The sequence below is a fragment of the Streptomyces sp. sk2.1 genome (assembly GCF_008120935.1).
Lineage (GTDB): Bacteria > Actinomycetota > Actinomycetes > Streptomycetales > Streptomycetaceae > Streptomyces.
In genome coordinates this window covers 433549-457466 of the sequence record NZ_RDBO01000020.1, presented here as the reverse complement: position 1 = coordinate 457466, position 23918 = coordinate 433549, and the positions used below count along the sequence as shown (strand labels likewise).

25 protein-coding genes are annotated in these 23918 nt (G+C 72.5%); 20 read left to right on the top strand and 5 right to left on the bottom strand.

The window, feature by feature from the left end; all coding sequences use genetic code 11:
• The first annotated feature begins 149 nt into the window (after window positions 1–149).
• From EAO76_RS05490 to EAO76_RS05455, 8 genes are all read left to right on the top strand, one after another.
• Window positions 150–1103, top strand: a complete 954-nt coding sequence (locus EAO76_RS05490; RefSeq protein WP_148833896.1) for a ScpA family protein — start codon at window positions 150–152, stop codon at window positions 1101–1103.
• Entirely contained in the window at window positions 1100–1747 is a 648-nt protein-coding gene (gene scpB, locus EAO76_RS05485) for an SMC-Scp complex subunit ScpB (protein ID WP_148833893.1), read from the top strand. The genes EAO76_RS05490 and scpB overlap by 4 nt, the downstream gene beginning before the upstream one ends.
• Window positions 1747–2853: a pseudouridine synthase gene (locus EAO76_RS05480; RefSeq protein ID WP_148833891.1), complete on the top strand. Its 1107-nt coding sequence runs from the start codon at window positions 1747–1749 to the stop codon at window positions 2851–2853. The genes scpB and EAO76_RS05480 overlap by 1 nt, the downstream gene beginning before the upstream one ends.
• 123 nt (window positions 2854–2976) lie before the next feature.
• The gene (gene pnuC, locus EAO76_RS05475; RefSeq protein WP_148833889.1) at window positions 2977–3630 is read left to right on the top strand and encodes a nicotinamide riboside transporter PnuC; all 654 of its coding nucleotides are present in this window, start codon (window positions 2977–2979) and stop codon (window positions 3628–3630) included.
• Window positions 3627–4706 (top strand): AAA family ATPase, encoded by a 1080-nt coding sequence (locus EAO76_RS05470; RefSeq protein ID WP_148833887.1) that lies wholly within the window; start codon window positions 3627–3629, stop codon window positions 4704–4706. Before pnuC ends, EAO76_RS05470 begins: the two co-directional genes overlap by 4 nt.
• The gene (locus EAO76_RS05465) at window positions 4703–5488 is read left to right on the top strand and encodes an NUDIX domain-containing protein (RefSeq protein ID WP_148833885.1); all 786 of its coding nucleotides are present in this window, start codon (window positions 4703–4705) and stop codon (window positions 5486–5488) included. The genes EAO76_RS05470 and EAO76_RS05465 overlap by 4 nt, the downstream gene beginning before the upstream one ends.
• Complete coding sequence (locus EAO76_RS05460; RefSeq protein ID WP_148833883.1) at window positions 5485–6507, top strand: ADP-ribosylglycohydrolase family protein; 1023 nt, start codon at window positions 5485–5487, stop codon at window positions 6505–6507. Before EAO76_RS05465 ends, EAO76_RS05460 begins: the two co-directional genes overlap by 4 nt.
• A 3-nt stretch (window positions 6508–6510) precedes the next feature.
• Window positions 6511–7299, top strand: a complete 789-nt coding sequence (locus tag EAO76_RS05455) for a DNA polymerase beta superfamily protein (protein ID WP_148833881.1) — start codon at window positions 6511–6513, stop codon at window positions 7297–7299.
• A gap of 9 nt (window positions 7300–7308) precedes the next feature.
• Here EAO76_RS05455 and EAO76_RS05450 read toward each other — a convergent pair whose 3' ends face one another.
• Window positions 7309–8022, bottom strand: coding sequence for a DNA polymerase beta superfamily protein (locus EAO76_RS05450; protein WP_148833879.1), 714 nt, complete (start codon window positions 8020–8022; stop codon window positions 7309–7311).
• A 144-nt stretch (window positions 8023–8166) separates the two neighbouring features.
• Here EAO76_RS05450 and EAO76_RS05445 point away from each other — a divergent pair, with 144 nt between their 5' ends.
• The 6 genes from EAO76_RS05445 (at window position 8167) to der (ending at window position 13204) form a co-directional block, all read left to right on the top strand.
• Window positions 8167–8607 (top strand): YidB family protein, encoded by a 441-nt coding sequence (locus tag EAO76_RS05445; protein WP_148833877.1) that lies wholly within the window; start codon window positions 8167–8169, stop codon window positions 8605–8607.
• A 154-nt stretch (window positions 8608–8761) separates the two neighbouring features.
• A complete protein-coding gene (gene aroH / locus EAO76_RS05440; RefSeq protein WP_148833875.1) occupies window positions 8762–9124 on the top strand; it encodes a chorismate mutase in 363 nt (120 codons plus the stop codon).
• Window positions 9121–10206, top strand: coding sequence for a prephenate dehydrogenase (locus EAO76_RS05435; protein WP_148833873.1), 1086 nt, complete (start codon window positions 9121–9123; stop codon window positions 10204–10206). Before aroH ends, EAO76_RS05435 begins: the two co-directional genes overlap by 4 nt.
• A gap of 106 nt (window positions 10207–10312) precedes the next feature.
• On the top strand, window positions 10313–11014 hold the full coding sequence (cmk, locus tag EAO76_RS05430; protein ID WP_148833871.1) for a (d)CMP kinase: 702 nt from the start codon (window positions 10313–10315) through the stop codon (window positions 11012–11014).
• Window positions 10972–11670: a lysophospholipid acyltransferase family protein gene (locus tag EAO76_RS05425; protein WP_376040926.1), complete on the top strand. Its 699-nt coding sequence runs from the start codon at window positions 10972–10974 to the stop codon at window positions 11668–11670. Before cmk ends, EAO76_RS05425 begins: the two co-directional genes overlap by 43 nt.
• Window positions 11671–11734: 64 nt before the next feature.
• Window positions 11735–13204 (top strand): ribosome biogenesis GTPase Der, encoded by a 1470-nt coding sequence (gene der / locus EAO76_RS05420; protein WP_148833867.1) that lies wholly within the window; start codon window positions 11735–11737, stop codon window positions 13202–13204.
• A 68-nt stretch (window positions 13205–13272) separates the two neighbouring features.
• Here der and EAO76_RS05415 read toward each other — a convergent pair whose 3' ends face one another.
• The gene (locus tag EAO76_RS05415; RefSeq protein ID WP_148833865.1) at window positions 13273–13608 is read right to left on the bottom strand and encodes a hypothetical protein; all 336 of its coding nucleotides are present in this window, start codon (window positions 13606–13608) and stop codon (window positions 13273–13275) included.
• Window positions 13609–13745: 137 nt separating this feature from the next.
• A complete protein-coding gene (locus tag EAO76_RS05410) occupies window positions 13746–14534 on the bottom strand; it encodes a hypothetical protein (RefSeq protein ID WP_148833863.1) in 789 nt (262 codons plus the stop codon).
• 357 nt (window positions 14535–14891) lie between these two features.
• On the opposite strand from EAO76_RS05410, the gene EAO76_RS05405 reads away from it, so the two are divergent.
• From EAO76_RS05405 to EAO76_RS05390, 4 genes are all read left to right on the top strand, one after another.
• Entirely contained in the window at window positions 14892–16175 is a 1284-nt protein-coding gene (locus tag EAO76_RS05405) for a glycosyltransferase family 4 protein (RefSeq protein ID WP_148833861.1), read from the top strand.
• A complete protein-coding gene (locus EAO76_RS05400) occupies window positions 16172–17026 on the top strand; it encodes a transferase (protein ID WP_148833860.1) in 855 nt (284 codons plus the stop codon). The genes EAO76_RS05405 and EAO76_RS05400 overlap by 4 nt, the downstream gene beginning before the upstream one ends.
• A gap of 290 nt (window positions 17027–17316) precedes the next feature.
• Window positions 17317–18276, top strand: coding sequence for a YafY family protein (locus tag EAO76_RS05395; RefSeq protein WP_148833857.1), 960 nt, complete (start codon window positions 17317–17319; stop codon window positions 18274–18276).
• 435 nt (window positions 18277–18711) lie between these two features.
• A complete protein-coding gene (locus EAO76_RS05390; RefSeq protein ID WP_148833855.1) occupies window positions 18712–18927 on the top strand; it encodes an I78 family peptidase inhibitor in 216 nt (71 codons plus the stop codon).
• Window positions 18928–19065: 138 nt separating this feature from the next.
• Here EAO76_RS05390 and EAO76_RS05385 read toward each other — a convergent pair whose 3' ends face one another.
• Window positions 19066–20082: a phosphatase PAP2 family protein gene (locus tag EAO76_RS05385; RefSeq protein ID WP_148833853.1), complete on the bottom strand. Its 1017-nt coding sequence runs from the start codon at window positions 20080–20082 to the stop codon at window positions 19066–19068.
• Between the two features lie 533 nt (window positions 20083–20615).
• Between EAO76_RS05385 and EAO76_RS05380 the strand changes: the two genes are divergently transcribed.
• Entirely contained in the window at window positions 20616–22337 is a 1722-nt protein-coding gene (locus EAO76_RS05380) for an MFS transporter (protein ID WP_148833851.1), read from the top strand.
• A gap of 73 nt (window positions 22338–22410) precedes the next feature.
• Window positions 22411–23622, top strand: a complete 1212-nt coding sequence (locus tag EAO76_RS05375; RefSeq protein WP_148833849.1) for an acyl-CoA dehydrogenase family protein — start codon at window positions 22411–22413, stop codon at window positions 23620–23622.
• A 19-nt stretch (window positions 23623–23641) separates the two neighbouring features.
• Here EAO76_RS05375 and EAO76_RS45885 read toward each other — a convergent pair.
• Window positions 23642–23918, bottom strand: a 277-nt coding sequence (locus EAO76_RS45885) for a transposase (RefSeq protein WP_148836167.1), incomplete at its 5' end; no start/stop codon positions are given.

The following is a 23918-nucleotide window of genomic DNA, read 5'->3' as shown; positions in this document are numbered from 1 at the left end:
TACCGGAACGGGCGGGCGGCCCGGACACCGGCACCGAACCGCCCGCCCCGGCCCTCCCCGCCGACGGGGCGGCATCCACGCACCCGGCGGCGGCCCCGGAAGCCCCGGACGCGCCGGAGCCGGCCGAGGTACCGGAGACGGCAGAGGCGCTGGAGGCACCGGAGTCGGCAGAGGTACCGGAGACGGTCGAGACATCGGAGGCCCCGGAGACGGTCGAGGCACCGGAAGTACCGGAAGCACCCGGTTCCGGAGCGCCGGAGCCCGAGGCGTCCGGGGCGGAGGGCGAGGCCGCCGAGGACGGGCGGTTCACCGTTCGGCTGGCGAACTTCGAGGGACCCTTCGACCTGCTCCTCCAGCTCATCTCCAAGCACAAGCTGGACGTGACCGAAGTCGCGCTGTCCAAGGTCACCGACGAGTTCATGGCGCACATCCGGGCCATGGGACCGGACTGGGACCTGGACCAGACCACCGAGTTCCTCGTCGTCGCCGCGACCCTGCTCGACCTGAAGGCCGCCCGACTGCTGCCCACCGCCGAGGTGGAGGACGAGGCGGACCTGGCGCTGCTGGAGGCGCGCGACCTGCTCTTCGCCCGGCTGCTCCAGTACCGCGCGTACAAGCGCATCGCGGAGATCTTCAGCGAGCGGCTGGAGTCGGAGGGGCGGCGTTTCCCGCGGACCGTGGGCCTGGAACCGCACCACGCCGAGCTGCTGCCCGAGGTCGCGATCAGCATCGGGGCGGAAGGATTCGCCCGGCTGGCGGTGAAGGCGATGCAGCCCAGACCCAAGCCGCAGGTGTACGTCGACCACATCCACGCACCGCTGGTCAGCGTGCGTGAGCAGGCCGGGATCGTGGTGGCGCGGCTGCGCGAGGCGGGGGAGGCCACCTTCCGGGCGCTCACCGAGGACGCCCCGGACACCCTGACCGTCGTCGCCCGGTTCCTCGCGCTGCTGGAGCTGTACCGGGAGAAGGCCGTCGCGCTCGACCAGGACGAGGCACTCGGGGAACTCCTGGTGCGCTGGGCCGGGGGAGAGGGGGACGAACCCGTGGTCACGGACGAGTTCGACACCGAGGCGCAGGGCGCCCAGGAGGATGTGAAGGCATGAGTCAGCAGGACACCACCGGCTCCACCGTCGCGGATCTCGACCTCAAGCCCGCGCTGGAGGCCGTCCTCATGGTCGTCGACGAGCCCGCGACCGAGGAGCACCTCGCCAAGGTGCTGGAGCGGCCCCGCAGGGCGGTCGCCGACGCGCTGCGCGAGCTGGCCGACGAGTACACCGTGCAGCGCCGGGGCTTCGACCTGCGGCTGGTGGCGGGCGGCTGGCGCTTCTACACCCGCCCCGAGTACGCGGAGGCGGTCGAGGGCTTCGTCCTGGACGGCCAGCAGGCCCGCCTCACCCAGGCGGCGCTGGAGACCCTCGCCGTGGTCGCGTACCGTCAACCGGTCAGTCGGTCGCGGGTCTCGGCGGTGCGCGGAGTGAACTGTGACGGGGTCATGCGGACCCTCCTGCAGAGGGGCCTCGTCGAGGAGGCGGGCACGGAACCCGAAACAGGTGCGATCCTGTACAGGACGACGAACTACTTTCTGGAGCGGATGGGCCTGCGTGGCCTGGATGAGCTCCCGGAGCTCGCGCCCTTCCTCCCCGAGGCGGACGCGATCGAGGCCGAGACGCCAGAGGGTGTGCCGTCGTTCGATCCGGACGCACCGGACACCCCGGATACTCACGCAGACGACAAGACGGACTTTTGATGCGAAGCAGTGGCAGGAACAGCGGAAGCGGCAGCGGCAGGAGCGGCGGCAACCGGAATCCCCGGGGTGCCGGCGCCGGCCGTGACGGCAAGCAGGAGCAGCGTCCCCGCCGGCCCAGGCCCGAGGAGCGCCGCTACGACGTGGGCGCCGACGGCGAGAGGAGCGGCGACGGCCCCCGCAAGGGCCGCGGCGCCGCGGCCCGCGGCGGGGCCAAGGGCGGTCCGAAGGCCGCGCAGGGTGGCGGCGGCCGGAGCGGTGACCAGCGCCGCCGCGGTGCCCCGTCCCGCCCCCGGGAGCTCGACGCCAAGATCGAGCAGCGCAACCGGGACCGGTACGCGAACAAGCCCGAGATCAGGACGCCCAAGACCCACCCCGGCGCCGAGCAGGAGGGCGAGCGGTTGCAGAAGGTCCTCGCCCGGGCCGGTATGGGCTCGCGCCGCGCGTGCGAGGAGCTGATCGATCAGGCCCGCGTCGAGGTGAACGGCGAGATCGTCGTCGAGCAGGGCATGCGCGTGGACGTGCACAAGGACGAGATCAAGGTGGACGGCCTGACCGTGGCCGCCCAGTCCTACCTCTTCTTCGCGCTGAACAAGCCCGCCGGCGTCGTCTCCTCCATGGAGGACCCGGACGGCCGTCAGTGCCTCGGCGACTACGTCACCAACCGTGAGACGCGGCTCTTCCACGTCGGCCGGCTGGACACCGAGACCGAGGGCGTCATCCTGCTCACCAACCACGGCGAGCTGGCCCACCGCCTGACCCACCCCAAGTACGGGGTGAAGAAGACCTACCTGGCCGCCATCCAGGGACCGCTCCCGCGCGACCTGGGCAAGCGGCTCAAGGACGGCATCCAGCTGGAGGACGGGTACGCCCGCGCCGACCACTTCCGGGTCGTCGAGAACACCGGCAAGAACTACCTGGTCGAGGTCACCCTCCACGAAGGGCGCAAGCACATCGTCCGCCGGATGCTGGCCGAGGCCGGCTTCCCGGTCGAGCGGCTCGTGCGCACCTCCTTCGGGCCGATCCCGCTGGGCGACCAGAAGTCCGGCTGGCTGCGCCGCCTCACCAACACCGAGGTGGGCATGCTGATGCGCGAGGTCGGCCTGTAGCAGCCCCGTACCGCGGCCCGCGGCCGGTTCCCGTCGTCGACGTATTCGAAGGGGAACCGGCCGCGGGCCTTTTGGCATGCCCGTTCCCCCTTTATAGTCAGAGTGACTATAAAGGAGGCGGGCGTGAGTCTCGCGGATTTCCTCGATCCCCTGCAGCAACCCCTGGTGACGGTTCTGGACACCCCGGTCAGCTGGACCGAGGTGCTCGGCTTCGGCAGCGGTGCGCTGTGCGTCTGGCTCGTGGCCCGCCAGCACCTCGCCAACTGGCCGATCGGCATCGCCAACAACCTCTTCTTCATCCTGCTGTTCACGCAGGCCGGTCTGTACGCCGACGCCGGCCTGCAGATCGTCTTCATCGTCCTCGCCTGCTACGGCTGGTGGACCTGGACCCACGGGGGTGGACCAGGAACACCGGACCTGCCGGTGAGGCGGACCACGCGCACCGAATGGATCCGGCTGCTCGTGGCCGGGGCGGTGGGGGCCCTCGCCCTCACCGCCCTGCTCGACCGCGCCACCGACTCGACGGTGCCCTTCTGGGACGCCCTGACGACCGCGCTGTCCCTGACGGCGACGTACGGACAGTGCCGCAAGCTCGTCGAGTCGTGGTGGCTCTGGATCGCCGCCGACGTGGTGTACGTCCCGCTGTACGCGTACAAGGAGCTCTACCTGACCTCGCTGCTGTACATCGGGTTCATGACGCTCTGCCTGATCGGGCTGCGCAACTGGCGGCGCGATCTCGCCGGACAGCGGCGGGAGTTGGCGGGGGCGACGGCATGAAGCGCTTCGGGCACGGGCTGGTCCTCGGCAAGTTCTATCCGCCGCACGCCGGCCACCACCACCTCGTCCGCACCGCGCAGGACCGCTGCGAACGGCTGACCGTCCTGGTCTGCGCCGCCTCCGTCGAGTCCGTGCCGCTCGCCGACCGGGTCGCCTGGATGCGGGAGGTCCACCCGGACGCACGGGTCGTCGGCGCCGTCGACGACACCCGCATGGACCTCCACGACCCGGCGATCTGGGACGCGCACATGGCCGTCTTCACCGCGGCCGTGCCCGAGCCGGTGGACGCCGTCTTCACCTCGGAGTCGTACGGGGACGAACTCGCCCGCAGGTTCGGTGCCGAGTCCGTCTGCGTCGACCCCGGGCGCACCGTCTTCCCCGTCTCCGGGACAGCCGTCCGCAAGGACCCGGTCGGCTGCTGGGACTTCCTGGAACCGCCGGTACGGGCCGCGCTCGCCCGCCGGGTCGTCGTCCTCGGCGCGGAATCCACCGGCACCACGACGATGGCCCTGGCCCTGGCCGACCACTACCGCCTACGCGGCGGCATCTGGGCCCGGACCGGCTACGTCGCCGAGTACGGCCGGGAGTTCAGCGAACGGAAACTGGCCGAGCTGCGCTCCCGCCGGCCCGGCGCCCGGTGGGAGGACGTCGCCTTCCGCACGGAGGACTTCCCGCTGATCGCCGAGGCCCAGAACGCCGCGGAGGAGAGGGCCGCGCGCATCGGGTCGCCGGTGCTCCTCTGCGACACCGACTCCTTCGCCACCACCGTCTGGCACGAGCGGTACATCGGTGGACGCAACCCGCTCGTCGAGGAGACCGCCGACCGCGTCGCCCACCACCTGTGGCTGCTCACCGACCACGAGGGCGTCGCCTTCGAGGACGACGGACTGCGCGACGGCGAGGAGCTGCGCCCCTGGATGACCGATCGCTTCCGGGCCGAACTCACTCGCACCGGAAGGCGGTTCGTCGAACTGACCGGACCCCACGAGGAACGCCTGGCGACCGCGGTCGCCGCCGTCGACCGGCTGCTCGCCGACGGCTGGGACTTCGCCGCCCCCCTGCCGGAGAACCGATGAGCACCGGCATCCCCGCGGGCTACGACCCGCACGCCTTCGAACCCTTCGCGGTCACCGTGGACCTCGCCGTCTTCACGGTCCGCGCCGGCCGGCTGCACGTCCTGCTCGTCGAACGGGGCGAGGAGCCGTACAAGGGCCACTGGGCACTGCCCGGCGGCTTCGTGCTGCCCCGCGAGTGCGCCGAGGACGCCGCCCGCCGGGAACTCGCCGAGGAGACCGGACTGACGGAGGCCGCCGTCGGCGCCCTCCACCTGGAACAGCTGCGCACCTACAGCGACCCGGACCGCGACCCCCGGATGCGGGTCGTCTCCGTCGCGTACGCCGCGCTCGTGCCCGACCTGCCCGAACCGCGCGGCGGGGGCGACGCGGCGGGCGCCCGGTGGTGGGACGCCGGGATGCCGGAGAAGGAGACGGACACCCCCGGCCGGGCGGGAACCCCGAGCCGCGCCCCGGGCCCACTGGCCTTCGACCACGACCGCATCCTCGCCGACGCCCACGACCGGATCGGCGCCAAGCTGGAGTACACCTGCCTCGCCACCACCTTCTGCCCGCCCGAATTCACCCTGGGGGAACTCCAGCAGGTGTACGAGACGGTCTGGGGCGTCGAACTGGACCGGCCCAACTTCCGGCGCAAGGTCCTCACCACGCCCGGCTTCGTCCAGGTCGTGGAGGGGTCGCCGCGCCGCACCGGCGGACGGGGAAAACCGGCCGCGCTCTACCGGGCGGGTGCCGCCACCGCCCTGCACCCTCCACTCCTGAGACCGGAAGGAAGAAGCACATGATCGTGACCAGGACCATCACCAAGCAGGCCGCCACCGGCGCGCTGACCGGGCTCGCGCTCGGCGACGCCCTGGGCTTCCCGACCGAGTTCAACAACGTGCCCTCGATCCTCGCCAAGTGCGGACCGTGGCGCGAGATGCGGCTGCCGAAGCCCGCGTTCGTCACCGACGACACCCAGATGACCCTGGCCCTGGGGCGGGGCCTGCGCACCGCCATGGACCGCGGACCGCTCACCCCGCTGCGGCTGGCCCGGCCGGTGCGCGAGGAGTTCGTCGACTGGTACCACTCGCCCGACAACAACCGCGCCCCCGGCCGCACCTGCATGACCGCCTGCCGCCTGCTCGACAGCGACCGGCCCTGGCAGGAGGCCAGCCAGACCGGTTCCAAGGGCTGCGGCGCCAACATGCGGGTCGCGCCGATCGGACTCGCGCCCGGTCTGAGCGACGAACAGCGCTCCGGCGCCGCCCAGTTGCAGGCCGCCCTCACCCACGGCCACCCGACCGCGCTCGCCGCGTCCGACCTGACGGCCCGCGCGGTGCACCTGCTGGCCCGGGGGGCGGAGCCGACGGGACTGATCGGGCAGCTGCGCAGCTACGCGTACGAGAACAGCGGCCGCTACCTCACGCGCTGGCTCGGCGACCTCTGGCGGCACGCGGGCGACGCCTCGCCCGAGCTGTACATCCGGCGCGGCTGGGAGGAGTGCCTCGCCGTCCTGGCCCGGGTCCAGGACGCCCTGCGCGACCCCTCCCCGGAGACCGACCCCTGCGAGCGGACCGGCGACGGCTGGATCGCGGAGGAGGCCCTCGCCACCGCCCTGCACTGCTTCCTCCTCTTCCCCGAGGACCCCGTCACCGCGCTCCGCCGCGCCGCATGCACCCGGGGCGACTCGGACTCCCTGGCCTGCCTGACCGGGGCGTTCGCCGGGGCGCACCTGGGGGCGGGGGCCTGGCCCAAGGAGTGGTCGGAGCGGATCGAGTACCGGAGCGACCTGCTGGCGCTGGGGGCGCTCTGGGATTCTTGAGCCATGCGTACGGAAACGATGCTCCTCCAGGAGGCCGGACTGCCGGTCATGGACCTCGGCCCGGTCCTCGCCGGGGAACGCCACCCGCTGCTGTTCGCCACGGTCTCCGGGGCGCACCTCTACGGATTCCCGTCCCGGGACTCGGATGTGGACCTTCGGGGGGTCCATCTCCTGCCCGCGGAGGACCTCCTCGGGCTGCGTCGGCCCGAGGAGACCCGCTCGCGGATGTGGGACCAGGGCGGGGTCGAGATGGACCTCGTCACCCATGACCTGCGGAAGTTCGTCCAGCTGATGCTCAAGCCCAACGGCTACGTGCTGGAGCAGCTGCTCTCGCCGCTCGTCGTGCACACGAGCGGGCCGCACGCGGAGCTGGTGGCCCTGGCCCCCGGGGTGCTCACCCGCAACCACGCCCACCACTACCGGGGATTCGCCAACACCCAGTGGCGGCTCTTCGGGAAGACAGGCGAGCTGAAACCGCTGCTGTACACCTTCCGGGCGCTGCTCACCGGCATCCACCTGATGCGCAGCGGCGAGGTGCTGGCACACCTGCCGACGCTCCTCGGGGAGGTGGCCGCCCCGGCCCGGCTGCCCGATCTGATCGCGGCCAAGGCCGAGGCCGAGCACGGGGGAGCGGAGGGTGTGGACGGCGCGGCGGTGTCCCGGGAGGTCGAGACGCTGCACGCGGTGCTCGACGAGGCGCAGGCGACGTCACGGCTCCCCGACGCGGCCGACGGGTTCGACGCACTGGACGACCTCGTGGTGCGCGCCCGGCCGGTGGGCCGGGTGCCGTAGCCGCAGCACCTAGGACGTGGTCCCCCCGCCGGGCCAGGACGCGGAGGCCCGGCGGGTGCGGACCAGGAAGTCCTCCACCCGGGCCCGGTCCGGTCCGGGCGGCAGGGGCGAGCCGGCCACCGCCCCGTCGTTCTCCTCGACCAGGCGGTTCATACGGCGTTCCACCTCCGCCCAGGAGACCTCGCCCCGCTTCACCGCCAGCAGTTCCTCCCGGGCCGCGCCCACCTCGATCGTGAGCTCGCCCGTGCGCAGCAGGTCCCGGACGCTCGCCAGCAGCCGCAGCAGGTGCATGGCGTGCTTCCAGCGCGGGGCCCCGTGCTGCCGGACGTCCGCCTCCAGCTTCCTGCGCTGGCCCACCGCGTAGCGCACGAAGGTCTGATGGACCAGCCGGGAGAGGAACGCGCCGCGCAGCGAGAGGAGTTCGCGGCCCACCGCGTCGACGTGCTCCACCAGCGGCGAGTGCAGGCACTCCAGCACGTTGGGGTTGGCGCGCAGGGCCAGTTCGCAGAAGCGTTCCAGCTCCCAGGAGAACTGCTCCGGTGCCGGTCCCTCGACATGCGTCGGCGGCTTCTCGAACCGCCAGAACAGCGGGGTCGGCGCGAGGAAGACCCCGCGCAGGTCGGTGTCGCTCCCCTCCGTGGCGAGCCCGAAGGCGCGTGAGCCCATCACGCAGGAGTAGACAGTGTGGTCGCGTACGAGGGCCTCGGGATCAGGGGTGATCATGCGGGTGAGGGTACGGGGGAGGAGGCGCGTCGTGCCGGGGGTTTCCCGGTGCGCACGGCTGCGTGAGCCGTGTCGCCCGAGTGGCAGGAGCCCCGGTTCTGATCGACATTGTCGATGAATCATCCCCTCAGGAAGGGCGGAACCATGGCGGGAAACGACCTCGGCAGCCTGCTGGGCGGACTGCTGGGCGGTGGCAGCGGACAGGGCGGCGGCTCCGGCAGCGCGGGGAACATCCTGGGCGCACTGCTGGGCGCGCTCGGCGGCGGCCAGGGCGGTCGGAGCGGACAGGGCGGCGGCAGCGCGCTCGAAGGGCTGATCGACGTGCTCACCCGGTCCGGACTGGTCGACCAGGCGCAGTCCTGGATCGGCACCGGCGCGAACCAGCCGGTCAGTGGTGCCCAGATCGCCGAGGCGCTGCCGGACGAGACCCTGCGGCAGGTCGCCCGGGAGACCGGGGTGTCCACGGAGCGGGCGGCCGACGAGATCGCCCGGTCGCTGCCGACAGCCGTCGACAAATTGACTCCGTCGGGTGAGGTGCCGGAAGGCCGCTCGATCGAGGACCTGGTCCGCGAGCAGCGACTCTGAAACGGCCCCGCCCACGAGGGGCGGCGGGACGCGGCCCGTCTCACTGACAGAGCACCCGGGGCCGCGGGCCCCGCCGCCCCTCTAGGCTGACCGGGCAGGGATCACGCAGGCGGACAGCAGGCGCGAGACGCACCAGGGAACCGAGGAGCACGACGTGGCGGTACGAGCGGTCCGCGGAGCCGTCCAACTGGAACGGGACGAGGCCGGGCACATGGACGAGCGGGTCGGGGCCCTGCTCACCGCCGTCCTCGAACGCAACGGATTCCTCGCGGACGACCTCATCAGCATCTGGTTCACCGCCACCCCCGACCTGCACAGCGATTTCCCGGCCGCCGCCGCCCGCGGGCTGGGTATCGTCGACGTACCGCTGATCTGCGCCCAGGAACTGGACATCACGGGGGCCATGCCCCGGGTGGTACGCGTCCTGGCACACGTGGAGACGTACCTTTCCAAGGCCGAGATCGCGCACGTGTACCTCGGCGCCACCGCCGCACTCCGCAAGGACATCGCCCAGTGAGAACCGCCCTCGTCATCGGAACGGGCCTGGTCGGCACCTCCGCAGCGCTCGCCCTCGCCGGGCGCGGGATCCAGGTCCACCTGGCCGACCACGACCCCGGATCGGCCCGCACCGCGGCCGCGCTCGGCGCGGGTACGGACGAGGCCCCCGAGGGCCGCGTCGACCTGGCGGTCGTCGCCGTGCCGCCCGCCCACGTGGCCCCGGTCCTGGCCGCCGCCATGCGGGACGGCGTCGCGCGCGGCTACCTCGACGTGGCCAGCGTCAAGGGCGGGCCGCGCCGCGAGCTGGAGGCCCTCGGCCTCGACCTCACGCCCTACATCGGCACCCACCCCATGGCGGGCAAGGAGCGGTCCGGCCCCCTCGCCGCCACCGCGGACCTGTTCGAGGGCCGCCCCTGGGTCCTCACCCCGACCCGGGACACCGACACCGAGGTCCTCAACCTCGCCCTGGAGCTGGTCGCCCTCTGCCGGGCCGTACCGGTCGTGATGGACGCCGACGCCCACGACCGCGCCGTCGCCCTGGTCTCGCACACCCCGCAGCTGATCTCGTCGATGGTCGCCGCCCGGCTGGAGGAGGCCGAGGAGTCCGCCGTGCGCCTCTGCGGCCAGGGCATCAGGGACGTCACTCGGATCGCCGCCTCCGACCCCCGGATGTGGGTGGAGATCCTCTCCGCCAACCCCGGCCCGGTCGCCGACGTGCTGGCCGGGGTCGCCGCCGACCTGGACGAGACGGTACGGGCGCTGCGCGGCCTCGAATCCGGTGACGGCGACAAGCGCCGGCAGGGCGCCGAGGGCATCGAGGACGTCCTGCGCCGCGGCAACGCGGGCCGGGTCAGGGTGCCGGGCAAGCACGGCACCGCACCCGCCGCGTACGAGATCGTGTCCGTGCTGATCAGCGACCGGCCGGGCGAGCTGGCCAGGATCTTCGCCGACGCGGAACGGATCGGGGTCAACGTCGAGGACGTCCGCATCGAGCACGCCACCGGGCAGCAGGCGGGTCTGGTCCAGCTGATGGTCGAGCCGAGCGCGGCCCCCGGACTGAGCGCGGCACTGCGCGAGCGGGGCTGGTCGATACGGCAGTAGGCCCGGGACGGACGGGGGCCGCGCTCGGCTCGACCATCAGCTGGACCAGACCCGCCTGCTGCCCGGTGGCGTGCTCGATGCGCGCCCACCCCCGTGTACCAGGAAGGTGTCCACCACCGTGGAAACCCGTACGGCCCCGGCCGCAGTGATCGTCGCCATCGACGGGCCCTCCGGCACCGGCAAGTCGAGCACGTCCAAGGCCGTCGCGGCCCAGCTCGGCCTGAGCTACCTGGACACCGGAGCCCAGTACCGGGCGATCACCTGGTGGATGCTGAACAACGGCATCGACGTGCAGGACGCGAAGGAGGTGGCGACCGCCGCCGCCAAGCCGGTCATCGTCTCCGGCACCGACCCGGCCGCCCCGACGATCACCGTCGACGGCGAGGACGCCTCGGGCCCGATCCGCACCCAGGAGGTCACCTCCAGGGTCAGCGCCGTCAGCGCGGTCCCCGAGGTGCGCACCCGGATCACCGAGCTCCAGCGCGCCATCGCCGCCGCGGCCGACCGGGGCATAGTGGTCGAGGGCCGGGACATCGGCACCACCGTGCTGCCCGACGCCGACCTGAAGATCTTCCTCACCGCCTCGCCCGAGGCGCGCGCCGCCCGGCGCAGCGGGGAGATCAAGGGATCCGACCTCGCCGCCACCAAGGAGGCGCTGATCAAGCGGGACGCGGCCGACTCCGGTCGCAAGACCTCCCCGCTCGCCAAGGCGGACGACGCGGTCGAGGTGGACACCACCGAGCTGACCCTTCAGCAGGTCATCGAGTGTGTCGTCACCCTCGTCGAGGAGAAGCGGGCCGCGAAGTGACCCGAGCCACCACGGGCTCGCCCTCGCCGCGCGGCGCGGCGGTCGGACGCGGGATCGGCATCGGGCTGATGTACGGGCTGTGGAAGCCCCGCGTCCTCGGGGCGTGGCGGGTGCCGGCCTCCGGACCCGTCATACTCGCGGTGAACCACTCCCACAACATCGACGGTCCGATGCTGATGGGCACCGCGCCCCGGCCCGTCCACTTCCTGATCAAGAAGGAGGCGTTCGTCGGTCCGCTCGACCCGTTCCTCCACGGGATCGGGCAGCTGAAGGTGGACCGTACGACCGCCGACCGCACCGCCATCACCCGGGCCCTGGGTGTGCTGGAGGAGGGCGGGGTGCTCGGGATCTTCCCCGAGGGCACCAGGGGCGAGGGCGACTTCGCCTCCCTGCGTGCCGGACTCGCGTACTTCGCGGTGCGCAGCGGGGCGCCGATCCTGCCCGTGGCCGTCCTGGGAAGCACCGAGCGCCGCGGACGGTTGATATCGGCACTGCCGCCGCTGCGCAGCCGGGTCGACGTCGTCTTCGGCGAGGCGTTCGCGGCGGGCGACGGGAGCGGGCGGCGTACGCGCAAGGCGCTGGACGAGGCGACGGTACGGATCCAGACCCGGCTGACCGCCCATCTGGACGGGGCCAGGCGTTTCACCGGGCGCTAGGTAAGACTTGAGTAGTGGGTCGCGCAGTCGCGGCCCATCGATGATGCAAAGAGGAACGGACTTCATGAACGACCAGATTCACTCCGACGGCTCGGACCACGAGCACGGAGCGCTTGGCGACGCCGAGTACGCGGAGTTCATGGAGCTCGCCGCGGAGGAGGGCTTCGACCTCGAGGAGGTCGAGGGCGCGATCGGCGAGGCCGGTCACGGACCGCTGCCCGTACTCGCCGTCGTCGGCCGTCCCAACGTCGGCAAGTCGACATTGGTGAACAGGATCATCGGCCGCCGCGAGGCGGTCGTCGAGGACAAGCCGGGCGTCACCCGCGACCGCGTCACCTACGAGGCGGAGTGGGCGGGCCGCCGCTTCAAGGTCGTCGACACCGGCGGCTGGGAGCAGGACGTGCTGGGCATCGACGCCTCCGTCGCCGCCCAGGCCGAGTACGCCATCGAGGCCGCCGACGCGGTCGTCTTCGTGGTCGACTCGACGGTCGGCGCCACCGACACCGACGAGGCCGTCGTCAAGCTGCTGCGCCGGGCGGGCAAGCCGGTCGTGCTGTGCGCCAACAAGGTCGACGGGCAGAGCGGCGAGGCGGACGCCGCCGCGCTCTGGTCGCTGGGCCTCGGCGAGCCGCACCCGGTCTCCTCGCTGCACGGCCGCGGCACCGGCGACCTGCTCGACGCCGTGCTCGAAGCACTTCCCGAGGCCCCGGCGCAGCGCTTCGGCACCCCGGTCGGCGGACCGCGCCGGATCGCGCTCATCGGCCGCCCGAACGTCGGCAAGTCCTCGCTGCTGAACAAGGTGGCGAACGAGGACCGCGTCGTCGTCAACGAGCTGGCGGGCACCACCCGTGACCCGGTCGACGAGCTGATCGAGCTCGGCGGCATCACCTGGAAGTTCATCGACACGGCCGGCATCCGCCGCCGCGTCCACCTCCAGGAGGGCGCGGACTACTACGCCTCCCTGCGCACCGCCGCCGCCGTGGAGAAGGCCGAGGTCGCCGTCGTCCTGATCGACGCCGGCGAGTCCATCAGCGTCCAGGACCAGCGCATCATCACCATGGCCGTGGAGGCCGGGCGTGCCATGGTGATCGCGTACAACAAGTGGGACACCCTCGACGAGGAGCGTCGCTACTACCTGGAGCGCGAGATCGAGACGGAGCTCGCGCAGGTCTCCTGGGCCCCGCGGGTCAACGTCTCGGCCGCCACCGGCCGCCACATGGAGAAGCTGGTCCCGGCGATCGAGACGGCCCTCGCCGGCTGGGAGACCCGCGTCCCCACCGGCCGGCTGAACGCCTTCCTCGGTGAGATCGTCGCCGCCCACCCGCACCCCATCCGCGGCGGCAAGCAGCCCCGCATCCTGTTCGGCACCCAGGCGGGCACCAAGCCGCCGCGCTTCGTGCTGTTCGCCTCGGGCTTCCTGGAGCACGGCTACCGCCGGTTCGTCGAGCGCCGACTGCGCGAGGAATTCGGCTTCGAGGGCACCCCGATCCACATCTCGGTGCGGGTCCGCGAGAAGCGCGGCCGCAACAAGTAGCCGACACGGGCGTACGACGGAGCCCCGGCCGGTCTCGAACCCGAGACCGGCCGGGGCTCCGTCGTACGTCAGGCCCCTCGCGAGCCGGGCGGCAGAGCGGCCGGCTGGGTGCGCCCGGAGTGCCGGCCCACCCGCTGCCAGGAACCGGTGCCGCCGCGGGTGCCGGTGGTCCCGCCGTTCCCGGTGGTCCCGCCGGTCGCGGACAGCCCGGTGGAGAAGCCCGGACGGGGAACCGACGGAAGACGGCTGCCGAAGAGCCCGCTGCCGAAGGACAGGAAACCGAGATTCTCCTCGCCGCTCCGGTCACCCGGCAGCGCCCGGAACGAACGGCGGTACTCGGAGTACAGCGCGTCGTAGATCGGGGTGTGGGACTGACCACCCGAGGGGGCCTGCGTGGGGCGCATGGCGGGGATCGGGCTCGGGCGCTGGTGTGAGGAGTCGTATGAGTGCACGTACGTGCCAACGACCCCGGTGTCCGTCGGATGCGGGCGCGGCGGAGAAATAGCGGTTCGCCGCGGGCGCGAGGACCGGTCGGCCACGATCAGGTCCCGGCCAGCGGCATCGCGGCGGCGACCAGGAGCCCGTCGGCCGCGGCCCTGTCCAGGGCGTCGCGCAGCAGGTCCTCGCGGGGCTGCTGGCCGATCGCCCCCGCCGGGGCGGCGAAGACGAGGACGGTCTGCGACTTGTTGGCCGCGGTCCGCCAGCCCTCGGTGACCTGGAGCGGGGCGTGCGCCTGCCACCAGGCGACCGGGGCGCCGCCGTCGGGGCCCGGCTGGAGCACGGCGTGCAGCTTGCCCATGGCGAGCAGGATCGACCAGCCGTGCAGGACGGCGGGCACCTGGTCCATCCGGGGGGCCGGGTGGAAGCCCTGCTCCAGCAGCAGCTGGAGGAACTCGTCGCCCCGGCTGCCGTCCGTGCCCGGCCGGGCGATCGCGCCGGTCGGCTCGACGACGAGAGCCGGGTGGAGCTCGTCGTCGATCAGGACGAGACCGCTGGTGATTCCGAGCACGGCCTGCTCGGGGGGAAGGTCCTGCGACTGCCCGGCCCCGGTCTCGTTGCCGGTGATGCTGCGTACGGCACCCTGCAACTGCTCCTCGGCGACCTGGACGACCTGGGAGGGGATGCAGGTGGCGTGGGCGAAGGCGAGCACCGCGGTCTCGTCGCCGACGAACAGCACCGTGCTGGTGCGTTCCTGATCGGAGTTCCCCGGGGTGCGGCAGGAGGTGCAGTCGTAACTGCCGGGGGCGTTGTCGCCGACGAGCAGCCGGTCGGCTTCGGCATCGCCGATCTCGGCGCGTACGTCCTCGCTGACGTCGAGCATGCGCGGCACGGGTGGCTCCTCGAACTCGGTGCGTGCGCCGGGCGGTTCCCGGCTCATGAAGATGACAACGGGAGATCCGTGGCCGGGGTCACGCGGGAAAGGGAACGTAATCGAACCATCCGCCACAGAGGGTGAATCCCGGTGTCCGCCGGGGTACATGCCGCCGTTTCCTCCTGGTGGGGTGTACGGCGATGTGGTCGACTCGACGACAGTCCCGCATGCCGATACATCGACAAAGCATGAAATCGGACGGGTCCGCGATCGGCCGAAAATCGTTTCCATCCGGAGTGAACCTCCGGATGCCCCGAACCGTCATGGCAAGTGCACCCCGCCACTGGCCAGTTGAACCGGGAGACACGGCGTTCCATGCACATTTCTTTCCTGCTCCACAACGCCTACGGAGTCGGGGGCACGATCCGAACGACGTTCAACCTCGCGGAGGAGCTGGCCGGGCATCACGACGTCGAGATCGTGTCGGTCTTCCGGCACCGGGACGATCCCGTCCTGGGCGCGCCCCCGGGCGTGAGCATGAGCCATCTCGTGGACCTGCGGAAGAAGAGCCCGACGTACGACGGCGACGCGCCCGAGCACGCCCGTCCCGCCACGGTGTTCCCGCGCGGCGACAGCAGGCACCGGCAGTACAGCAGGCTGACCGACGCACGGGTGGCGGAGCATCTGCGCTCCCTGGACGCGGACGTCGTGGTCGGGACCAGGCCGGGGCTCAACGTGCAGATCAGCAGGCAGACCCGGCGCGGCCCGGTCCGGATCGGCCAGGAACACCTCACCCTCGACAGCCACGGCTACCGGCTGCGCCGCGAGATCGGGCACCGCTACGCCCTGCTCGACGCGATCACCACCGTCACCGAGGCCGACGCCCGCGCCTACCGGACCGGGCTCAAGCTGCCCGGCGTACGGATCGAGGCCATTCCCAACAGCGTGCCCGCGCCGGCGGTCGCACCCGCCGACGGCGATCACAAGTGGGTGATCGCCGCGGGCCGGCTGCACCGGGTCAAGCGGTACGACCTGCTCGTGCGGGCCTTCGCCGGCGTGGTGGCCGCCCGCCCGGACTGGCGGCTGCGCATCTACGGCGGCGGCGACGCCACCGGGAACGAGCGGGAGGCGCTGGTCGCGCTCATCGACGAACTCGGCCTGCACGAGCACGTGTTCCTGATGGGCCCGGTCAACCCGCTGGAGGCCGAATGGCCCAAGGGGTCGATCGCCGCGGTCACTTCGGACCGCGAGTCCTTCGGCATGACCATCGTCGAGGCGATGCGCTGCGGGCTGCCGGTCGTCGCCACCGACTGCCCGCACGGCCCCCGCGAGATCATCGACGACGGCACCGACGGGCGGCTGGTGCCGATCGGTGACACGGCGGCGGTGACCCGGGCGCTGCTCGGGCTGATCGACGACGACGGGGCACGGCACCGGGCGGGGCACGCCGCCCTGGTCGCCTCGCAGCGGTTCGACCCGGCACGGATCGCCGAACGCCACGAACGGCTCTTCACCGAACTCGCCGCACGGGGCCCGCGCGAGCGTTCGCACGGGGCGATGCGCACCACCCTGCACCGCGCCCGGGGCACGGTGCTCGACGGGGCGTACGCCCTGCGCTACAAGGCAGCCGCCGTGATCCGCAGGGGGAACTCCGCATGACCGCCACCACACCCCGCCGAAAGCCCCGGGCCGACTGCACCGTGGGCCCCGACGGCGGGATCACCTTCGACCTCGACCGCCGCCGCGACGAGGACGGCGAACTGCCCGAACTCCTGCTCCGGCTGCGCGGTGCCAAGGGCGCGGACGGGACCGTACGGCTGGCGCTGAGCCCGTTGCGCGACGGCCGGCTGCGCGCGGTGCTACCGGGTTGCACGGAATCCGCCGAGGGGCGCTGGGACGTCCATCTGCGGGAGCCGGACGCGGACGACGGCGAGGCGGTGGCCGTCCTGCCCGGGATCAGGGATCTGCGGCTGCTCGTCGACCGTGCCCCGGACACCGGGCGGATCGCGGTCCGCATCCCGTACCCGACGCTCGACGGCCGGCTCGCCGTGCGCTGCTGGCTGCGCGCACCGCACGCCGAGGCCGGGCCGATCACCCTGGAGGACGGCACGATGACCGTCCGGGGCACGCTGTACGGGACGGAGCTCGGCGCCGGGGCCCGGGTCGAGGCGCGGCTGCCCGGCGCGGACGGCCGGGTGCTGCGGGCACCGGCCACCGGACGGGACGGCGCCTTCACCTGCACGCTCCCCGTCGGCCGGCTGGCCGACGGGCCCCTCACCGAGCAGCAGCTGTGGACGCTCTGGCTGGTCCCGGGGGCCGCGGACGGCGGACCGGCCGGCGGGGTGCGGATCTCCCGCATCCTCGACGACGTCTGGGACCGGAAGAAGATCTTCGTCTACCCGGCCCGCCCCGCCGGGGAAGGGGTCCGGGCCACCCCCTGCTATTCGAGCGACAACGACCTCTGCGTACGGCTCGACCCGGCCCCGTCGAAGCCCCCGGCCGCTCGGTAGTCCGCCGCCCCGCCCGTCGTACGGCCGGGCGGGGCGGCGCGTGCCGGGCGGTCCGGCGCGCGGTGGGGCGACCCGGCGCACGGCCGGGGTCCGATGCCCGTGTTTGACGCCGCCGTGCTCCAAGGCGCCCGCGCTCCGCGACCGTCGCGCCGCGCGTGGACCGGCCGCGGATCCGGGTCGGCCGCGGATCCGGGTCGGCTGCGGAGTCGGGTCGGCCGAGGGCCCGGGGCGTTCGCAGGTCCGGACCGGCCGCGGGGCCGGGGTGTTCGGGGTCCTGGCAGACTCGCCCCATGTTGGAGACCTCGGCACGACTGCTGCGCCTGCTCTCACTGCTCCAGGCGCACCGCGACTGGTCCGGCGCCGATCTCGCCGAACGGCTCGGGGTCACCCCGCGCACCGTCCGGCGCGACATCGACAAGCTGCGCGACCTCGGCTACCCGGTCAACGCCAGCCCCGGCACCGGCGGCGGCTACCAGCTCGGTTCCGGGGCCCAGCTGCCGCCGCTGCTCCTCGACGACGACGAGGCCGTCGCCGTGGCCGTCGGGCTGCGCACGGCGGCGGGCAACGGCGTCGAGGGCATCGGCGAGACCTCCGTGCGCGCGCTGGCCAAGCTCGAACAGGTGCTGCCGAACCGGCTCCGGCGCCGGGTGAACGCGCTGAACACCTTCACCGTGCCGCTGTTCCGCGACCCCGGTGCCTTCGCCACCGACCCGGCCGTCCTGACCGAACTCGCCGCGGCCTGCCGGGACGGCGAGCGGCTGCGCTTCGCGTACCGCGACCACGCCGGTTCCGCGTCGCGCCGCACCGTCGAACCGCACCGGCTGGTGTGCGCCGAGCGCCGCTGGTACCTCGTCGCCTGGGACCTGGACCGGGCGGCCTGGCGCACGTTCCGCGCGGACCGGATCACGCCCGCACCACCGCACGGCCCGCGGTTCGTCCCCCGCGACCCACCGGCCGAGGACCTGGCCGCCTACGTCTCCGAGGGACTCTCCACCACCGCGTACGCCACGCACGCGGTGGTCCGGCTGAAGGTGGGCATCGAGCGCGCGGCCGCGAGGACCTCGCCGTTCGCCGGGACCCTGGAGGCGATCGACGCCGACAGCTGCCTGCTGCGCACCGGTGCGGCGAGCATGGACATGCTGGTCGTCCACGTCATGATGCTCGGGTTCGACTTCGAGGTCGTCGAGCCGCCGGAGTTCGAGGAGGCGATCAGGACGGCCCGGGACCGGCTGTCCAGGGCTCTGGACTGAGCCCCGCCGCGGGTGACCGGTTCCGTGCGGAGGGGTGCCGACCGGCCACCAGGGGGCGATGACCGACCTCTATAGGAGTGCCGGACAGTCGTCTCCGTCCCCTGACGCGAATATTGTGACCAAAGGATAAGGGTGCCATAAGGAAGCGTGAATTCCTGGTGGCATACTCATTTACTCAGGTTATTCTGTATGGAAATTCCGAACGGTTCGAATGGGTTATTCCGTTTGATTTCCGGGGCTTCCGTGCGATCATTTCCGACTTTGTGTGATTACTGTGTGTCGGGCCTCCGGAGGTGTGATCGGGCGTCGCGGCACGGGCGGTGCGCGTGTCGTGATCCTGTGACACAAGCGTGACCGGCGGGGGACGCGGGGATGCCGTGCGGCGACCGCCTCCCCGGCTTCCGTCCGGGTTCCCGGCCGCCTACGGTGAGAGGCATGGCACCCATACCGACCCCCTCCGCCCAGCCCGACGACCCGCCCGGCGCGTATGTCGGCCTCGCCGCCGACGCGGCCGAACGACGGGCCCGCAGCCATGGCTGGGCCACCGTCAGATCCCTGCCGCCGGGCGCGATCATCACCATGGAGTTCCGGAGCGGACGGATCAACTTCGAGGTCGACGGCGCGGTCGTCATCCGCTGCTGGGTGGGCTGAGGACCCGCCGACCGGCCTCCCGCCCCGCCTCCGGGCGCGGGAAGGGCTCCGGAGACACGGGAAGGCCCCGACCTCGGTCGGGGCCTTCCCGTGTGCGGCTGGGGAGCGGTCGTGCGTACCGGTCCCGCGTCCGGGCCCTCAGCCGCCCGCCACCGGGCGGGCCGGGCTCGTGCCGCCGCGCGGTGCGCGGTCGGCGTGCGGCGGGCGCCGGCTGCCGGTCGGCGTGACCGGGGACCGCTCCGAACGCACCAGGTGCTGCGAGGGGTGCGACGGGTGCGCGGGGTGGGAGCGCGAGCGTGCGCCCGGGCCGCCCGCCGCCGCGACGGCCGGCTCCAGCACGGGCTCCTGCGCCACGGCGTCGCCGCCCTCCGGGAGCGGCGCGGTCCGGGGACCCCCGGCCGCGACGGGCACGGACGGAACGGGCCCGCGCCCCCGCAGGTTCTCGCGCTGGGCGAAGATCCACGCCTCGGCCCGGGTGATCAGCGGCTCGACCCAGGGCAGGCCCAGCATGATCAGCAGCCCCGCCGCCCAGCCCAGCAGGACGTCGCTGAGCCAGTGCGTGCCGAGGTAGACGGTGGTGAGGCCGACGCCGAGCGAGACGATGGCCGACAGGGCCGACAGATAGCGCCGGGCGCGCGGAGTGGTGGCCAGATAGGCGAGGATCCCCCAGGTCACGACCGCGTTGGCGGTGTGGCCCGAGGGAAATATGTCGCCGCCGGCGAAGAGTTCGGCGGAGCCGATCTGGGTCGCGTAGTGCGGGCCGAGGCGCCCCAGGCCGATCTTGACCGCGCCGACCGAGACGTTGAGCAGCAGCAGCGCCGCGCCCAGTGTCAGCAGCGGACGCAGCGTGTGCTGCCGCCAGGAGCGCCAGCCGAGCCAGCAGGCGACCATGGTGGCGGTGGGGCCGCGCTGGCCGAGCACGATGTAGTAGTCGAGGAAGGCGTGGATCTCCGGCCACTGCTGATACGGCCGGAAGAGCATGACCTTCCAGTCCAGGGCCACCAGCCAGGACGAGACCAGGACGGCGACGACGATGGCGAGATAGAACGCCAACGTCCCGCCGAAGAGAGCGATGCGGTGACGGCTCATCCGCGGTGGCTCTATCTTCGGCGGCTCCGGCTCCCGGTCCAGCCGGGCAAAGATGTCGGTACGCACCCAATCGACGTTACAGCGAGTTAGTGAGCGACCAGGGCGATCCGGTCCCTTCGTGATGACGATGTGATGTGGGCTATGTCTCGGGCGGGCCTTAATTCCTGATCGACGGAAGCGTTCCGGCGACTCTCCGCGCTATTGATTTCGCACGCATTTCGGAAGGGTGTTTGGTGGCGGACGGAAAAGCACAGGAGGCGCCGGTATGAATTTCTCCGGACGGGAGAAGGGCGGAACGGACGGTGCCGGTGCGGTCACCGGCCGCGCCCGGCACGGGCCCCGCCGGACACCTCCCGGCGGGCCTTGGGTACCGTCCTGTGCCGGGTGCGGGGCGAGTCCGTGCAGGTCCGGGCGACGGCGTGGCGTGGTGCACGCCACACCGCGAGGTCCGACGGGGTATGAAGTGGGCCACGCGTGAGGGTGCCGAACTCGCGTACGCTGACGGATCACTCGCCCGTCGATGCCGGGCCATGAGGGACAGCGAACCCCTGTCACCCCGGTTGGCCCGCCGAGCGCGAGGGACCTTTGGAGGTACATGCATGTCCGGGACGACCACAGCCCGATTCCGGCTGCGCCCAGCCGCCGACGGTGCCAATCGATGGGTCGTCCTCGTCGTTCTCTGCCTCAGCCTCCTGCTGGTGGCGCTCGACTCGACCGTGCTCCACGTCGCCGTCCCCGCCGTCACCGAGGACCTGCGCCCCAGCGCCGTCGCCCTGCTCTGGATAGTCGACGCCTACCCGCTGGTCTGCGCCTCGCTGCTGGTCCTCTTCGGCACTCTCGGGGACCGGGTCGGCCGGCGCCGCATCCTGCTGCTCGGCTACGCGCTCTTCGGGGCGGCCTCCGCGGTCGCCGCCATGGCGGACAGCCCCGGGGTGCTCGTCGCGGCGCGCGCCCTGCTCGGCGTCGGCGGCGCGATGATCATGCCCGCGACGCTGTCGATCCTCCGGCAGGTCTTTCCCGACCGGCGCGAACGGGCCGTGGCGATCGGCATCTGGACCGCCGTCGCCGCCGTGGGCGCCGCCACCGGACCGGTCGTCGGCGGCTTCCTCGTCGAGCACTTCTGGTGGGGCTCGGTCTTCCTGATCAACGTTCCGCTGATGGCGCTGGTCCTGCCGGTCGGCCGCCTGCTGCTGCCCGAGTCGCGCGGTGGCGACGACGGTCCGTGGGACGTGCTGGGCGCGCTGATGGCCGCGGCCGGGGTGCTCGGGGTGGTCCTCGGGGTCAAGCGCGCGGGCGCCGGCGAGGTGCTGGGCGCGGCCACGCTCGTCCCGCTGCTGCTCGGGGCCGTGCTGCTCGTCGCGTTCGTGCGCCGGCAGAAGCGGCGCGCGCATCCGCTGATCGACATCGGGCTGTTCTCCAGGCCCGCCTTCTCCACCTCGGTGGGCTGCATCGTCATCGCGATGCTGGCCCTGGTCGGGCTGGAGCTCATAGCCGTGCAGTACCTCCAGCTCGTCCTGGGCCTGAGCCCGCTGGAAACCGGCCTGCGGCTGCTGCCCCTCACCATCGCGGCCATGGTCGCGGGCGCCTTCGGCTCGCACACCCTGCGCCTTTTGGGCCCGCGCCGGATGGTCGGCTGGGGCTTCGTGCTCACCGCCCTCTCGGTGCTGGTCCTGACCGCGATGGGCCAGCACGACCGGCCCGTGCTGCTGACCGTGGCCTTCGTCGCCCTCGGCTTCGGACTCCAGACCACCCTCTTCGGGGCGTACGAATCCATGCTCAGCGAGGCTCCGGCCGACCGCGCGGGCGGCGCGGCGGCGATCGGCGAGACCTCGTACCAGCTGGGCGCCGGCATGGGGATCGCCCTGCTCGGCAGCGTCATGAACGCCGCCTACGCCCCCGGCCTCTCGGAACTGCCCGGCAAGGGCGTCCCGGGCTGGGCCCGCACCGCGGCCACCCACTCGCTGGGCGAGGCGTACCAGGTGGCGGACCGGCTGGGCGGACCGCTGGGCGCGGTGCTGCGCACCACCGCCCAGCACGCCTTCGTCTCCGGGCTGCGCGTCACGCTGCTGGTCAGCGCGGCGCTGCTGCTGCTCGGGGCGCTCGCCGCGCTGCGGCTGCCGCGGGGAATGGAACACGCCGCGCCCGCCTCCGACTCCCCGGCGGACGACGTGCGCGAACCGCTGCGGGCCGACGCGGACGGCGCGCCCGAGTTCCGTACCGCGCACGAGGCACCCGCCGCGGACCGCGCGCCGCATCCGATACCCCGGCCCGCCCGGCGCCGACCCGCCGGGGCGACCGGCTCTGGACGGGCGGCGCACTGAGCCGTAACGTCGGTGCGACGCCATAACTAACACCGCTAGTTTTAGCATCGTGCGAGCCGCCGGAGGCACCCTCATGTCCACCACCGAGTCCTCGAAGCTCCCGCCCTTCGACCCCGCCGACCCCCTCGGCATCGACGACCTGCTCGGCGCCGAGGACCTCGCGATCCGCGACACCGTCCGGAGCTGGGCCGCCGACCGCGTACTGCCGCACATCGCCGAGTGGTACGAGAACGGCGAACTGCCCGGCATCCGCGAACTGGCCCGCGAACTCGGTTCGCTCGGCGCGCTCGGCATGTCCCTGCAGGGCTACGGCTGCGCGGGCGCCACCGCCGTCCAGTACGGGCTGGCGTGCCTGGAGCTGGAGGCGGCGGACTCGGGCATCCGCTCCCTGGTCTCCGTGCAGGGCTCGCTGGCGATGTACGCCATCCACCGCTACGGCTCCGAGGAGCAGCGCCGGCAGTGGCTGCCGGGCATGGCGGCCGGCGAGATCATCGGCTGCTTCGGCCTCACCGAGCCCGACCACGGCTCCGACCCGGCCGCGATGCGCACCCACGCCAGGCGGGACGGGGACGACTGGGTGCTCACCGGCCGCAAGATGTGGATCACCAACGGTTCGGTCGCCGGGGTGGCCGTCGTCTGGGCGCAGACCGACGAGGGCGGCCCGGGCCGGGGGATCCGCGGGTTCGTCGTGCCGACCGACGCGCCGGGCTTCTCGGCACCCGAGATCCGGCACAAGTGGTCCCTGCGCGCCTCGGTCACCAGCGAACTGGTCCTCGACGAGGTCCGGCTGCCGGCCGACGCGGTGCTCCCCGGCGTCACCGGCCTGCGCGGCCCGCTCAGCTGTCTGAGCCATGCCCGCTACGGCATCGTCTGGGGGGCCATGGGCGCGGCGCGCGCCAGTTTCGAGTCGGCCCTGGAGTACGCGAGGACCCGGGAGCAGTTCGACCGGCCGATCGGCGGCTTCCAGCTCACCCAGGCCAAGCTCGCGGACATGGCCGTGGAACTGCACAAGGGCATCCTGCTCGCCCACCACCTGGGGCGGCGGATGGACGCGGGGAGGCTCCGCCCGGAGCAGGTCAGCTTCGGAAAGCTCAACAACGTGCGGGAGGCGATCGACATCTGCCGCACTTCGCGCACGATTCTCGGCGCCAACGGGATCTCGCTGGAGTACCCGGTCATGCGCCACGCGACGAATCTGGAGTCGGTGCTCACCTACGAGGGGACCGTGGAGATGCACCAGCTGGTGCTGGGCAAGGCGCTCACCGGTCTCGACGCGTTCCGTTAGGGTCTGTGTGATGTCGCGATCAATCGGCTGCTCGTAACAGGTCTTCGATCCAGATCATCGAGGCGCGGAGTTCGAGGCCGGCGAGGTAGCTCTCGGGGGTCTTGTCGAAGCGGGTGGCGATGCCGCGCCAGTCCTTCAGCCGGTTTATCAGGCGCTCGATGGTGTTGCGCTCCTTGTAGAGGTCTGCGTCGTGGCTGACCGGCCTGCCCCCTCGGCTGCCTTTCTTCGTGCGGTTGGCGGCTTGGTCCTTCTTCTCCGGGATCACCGCCTTGATGCCGCGTTTCCGCAGGTAAGAG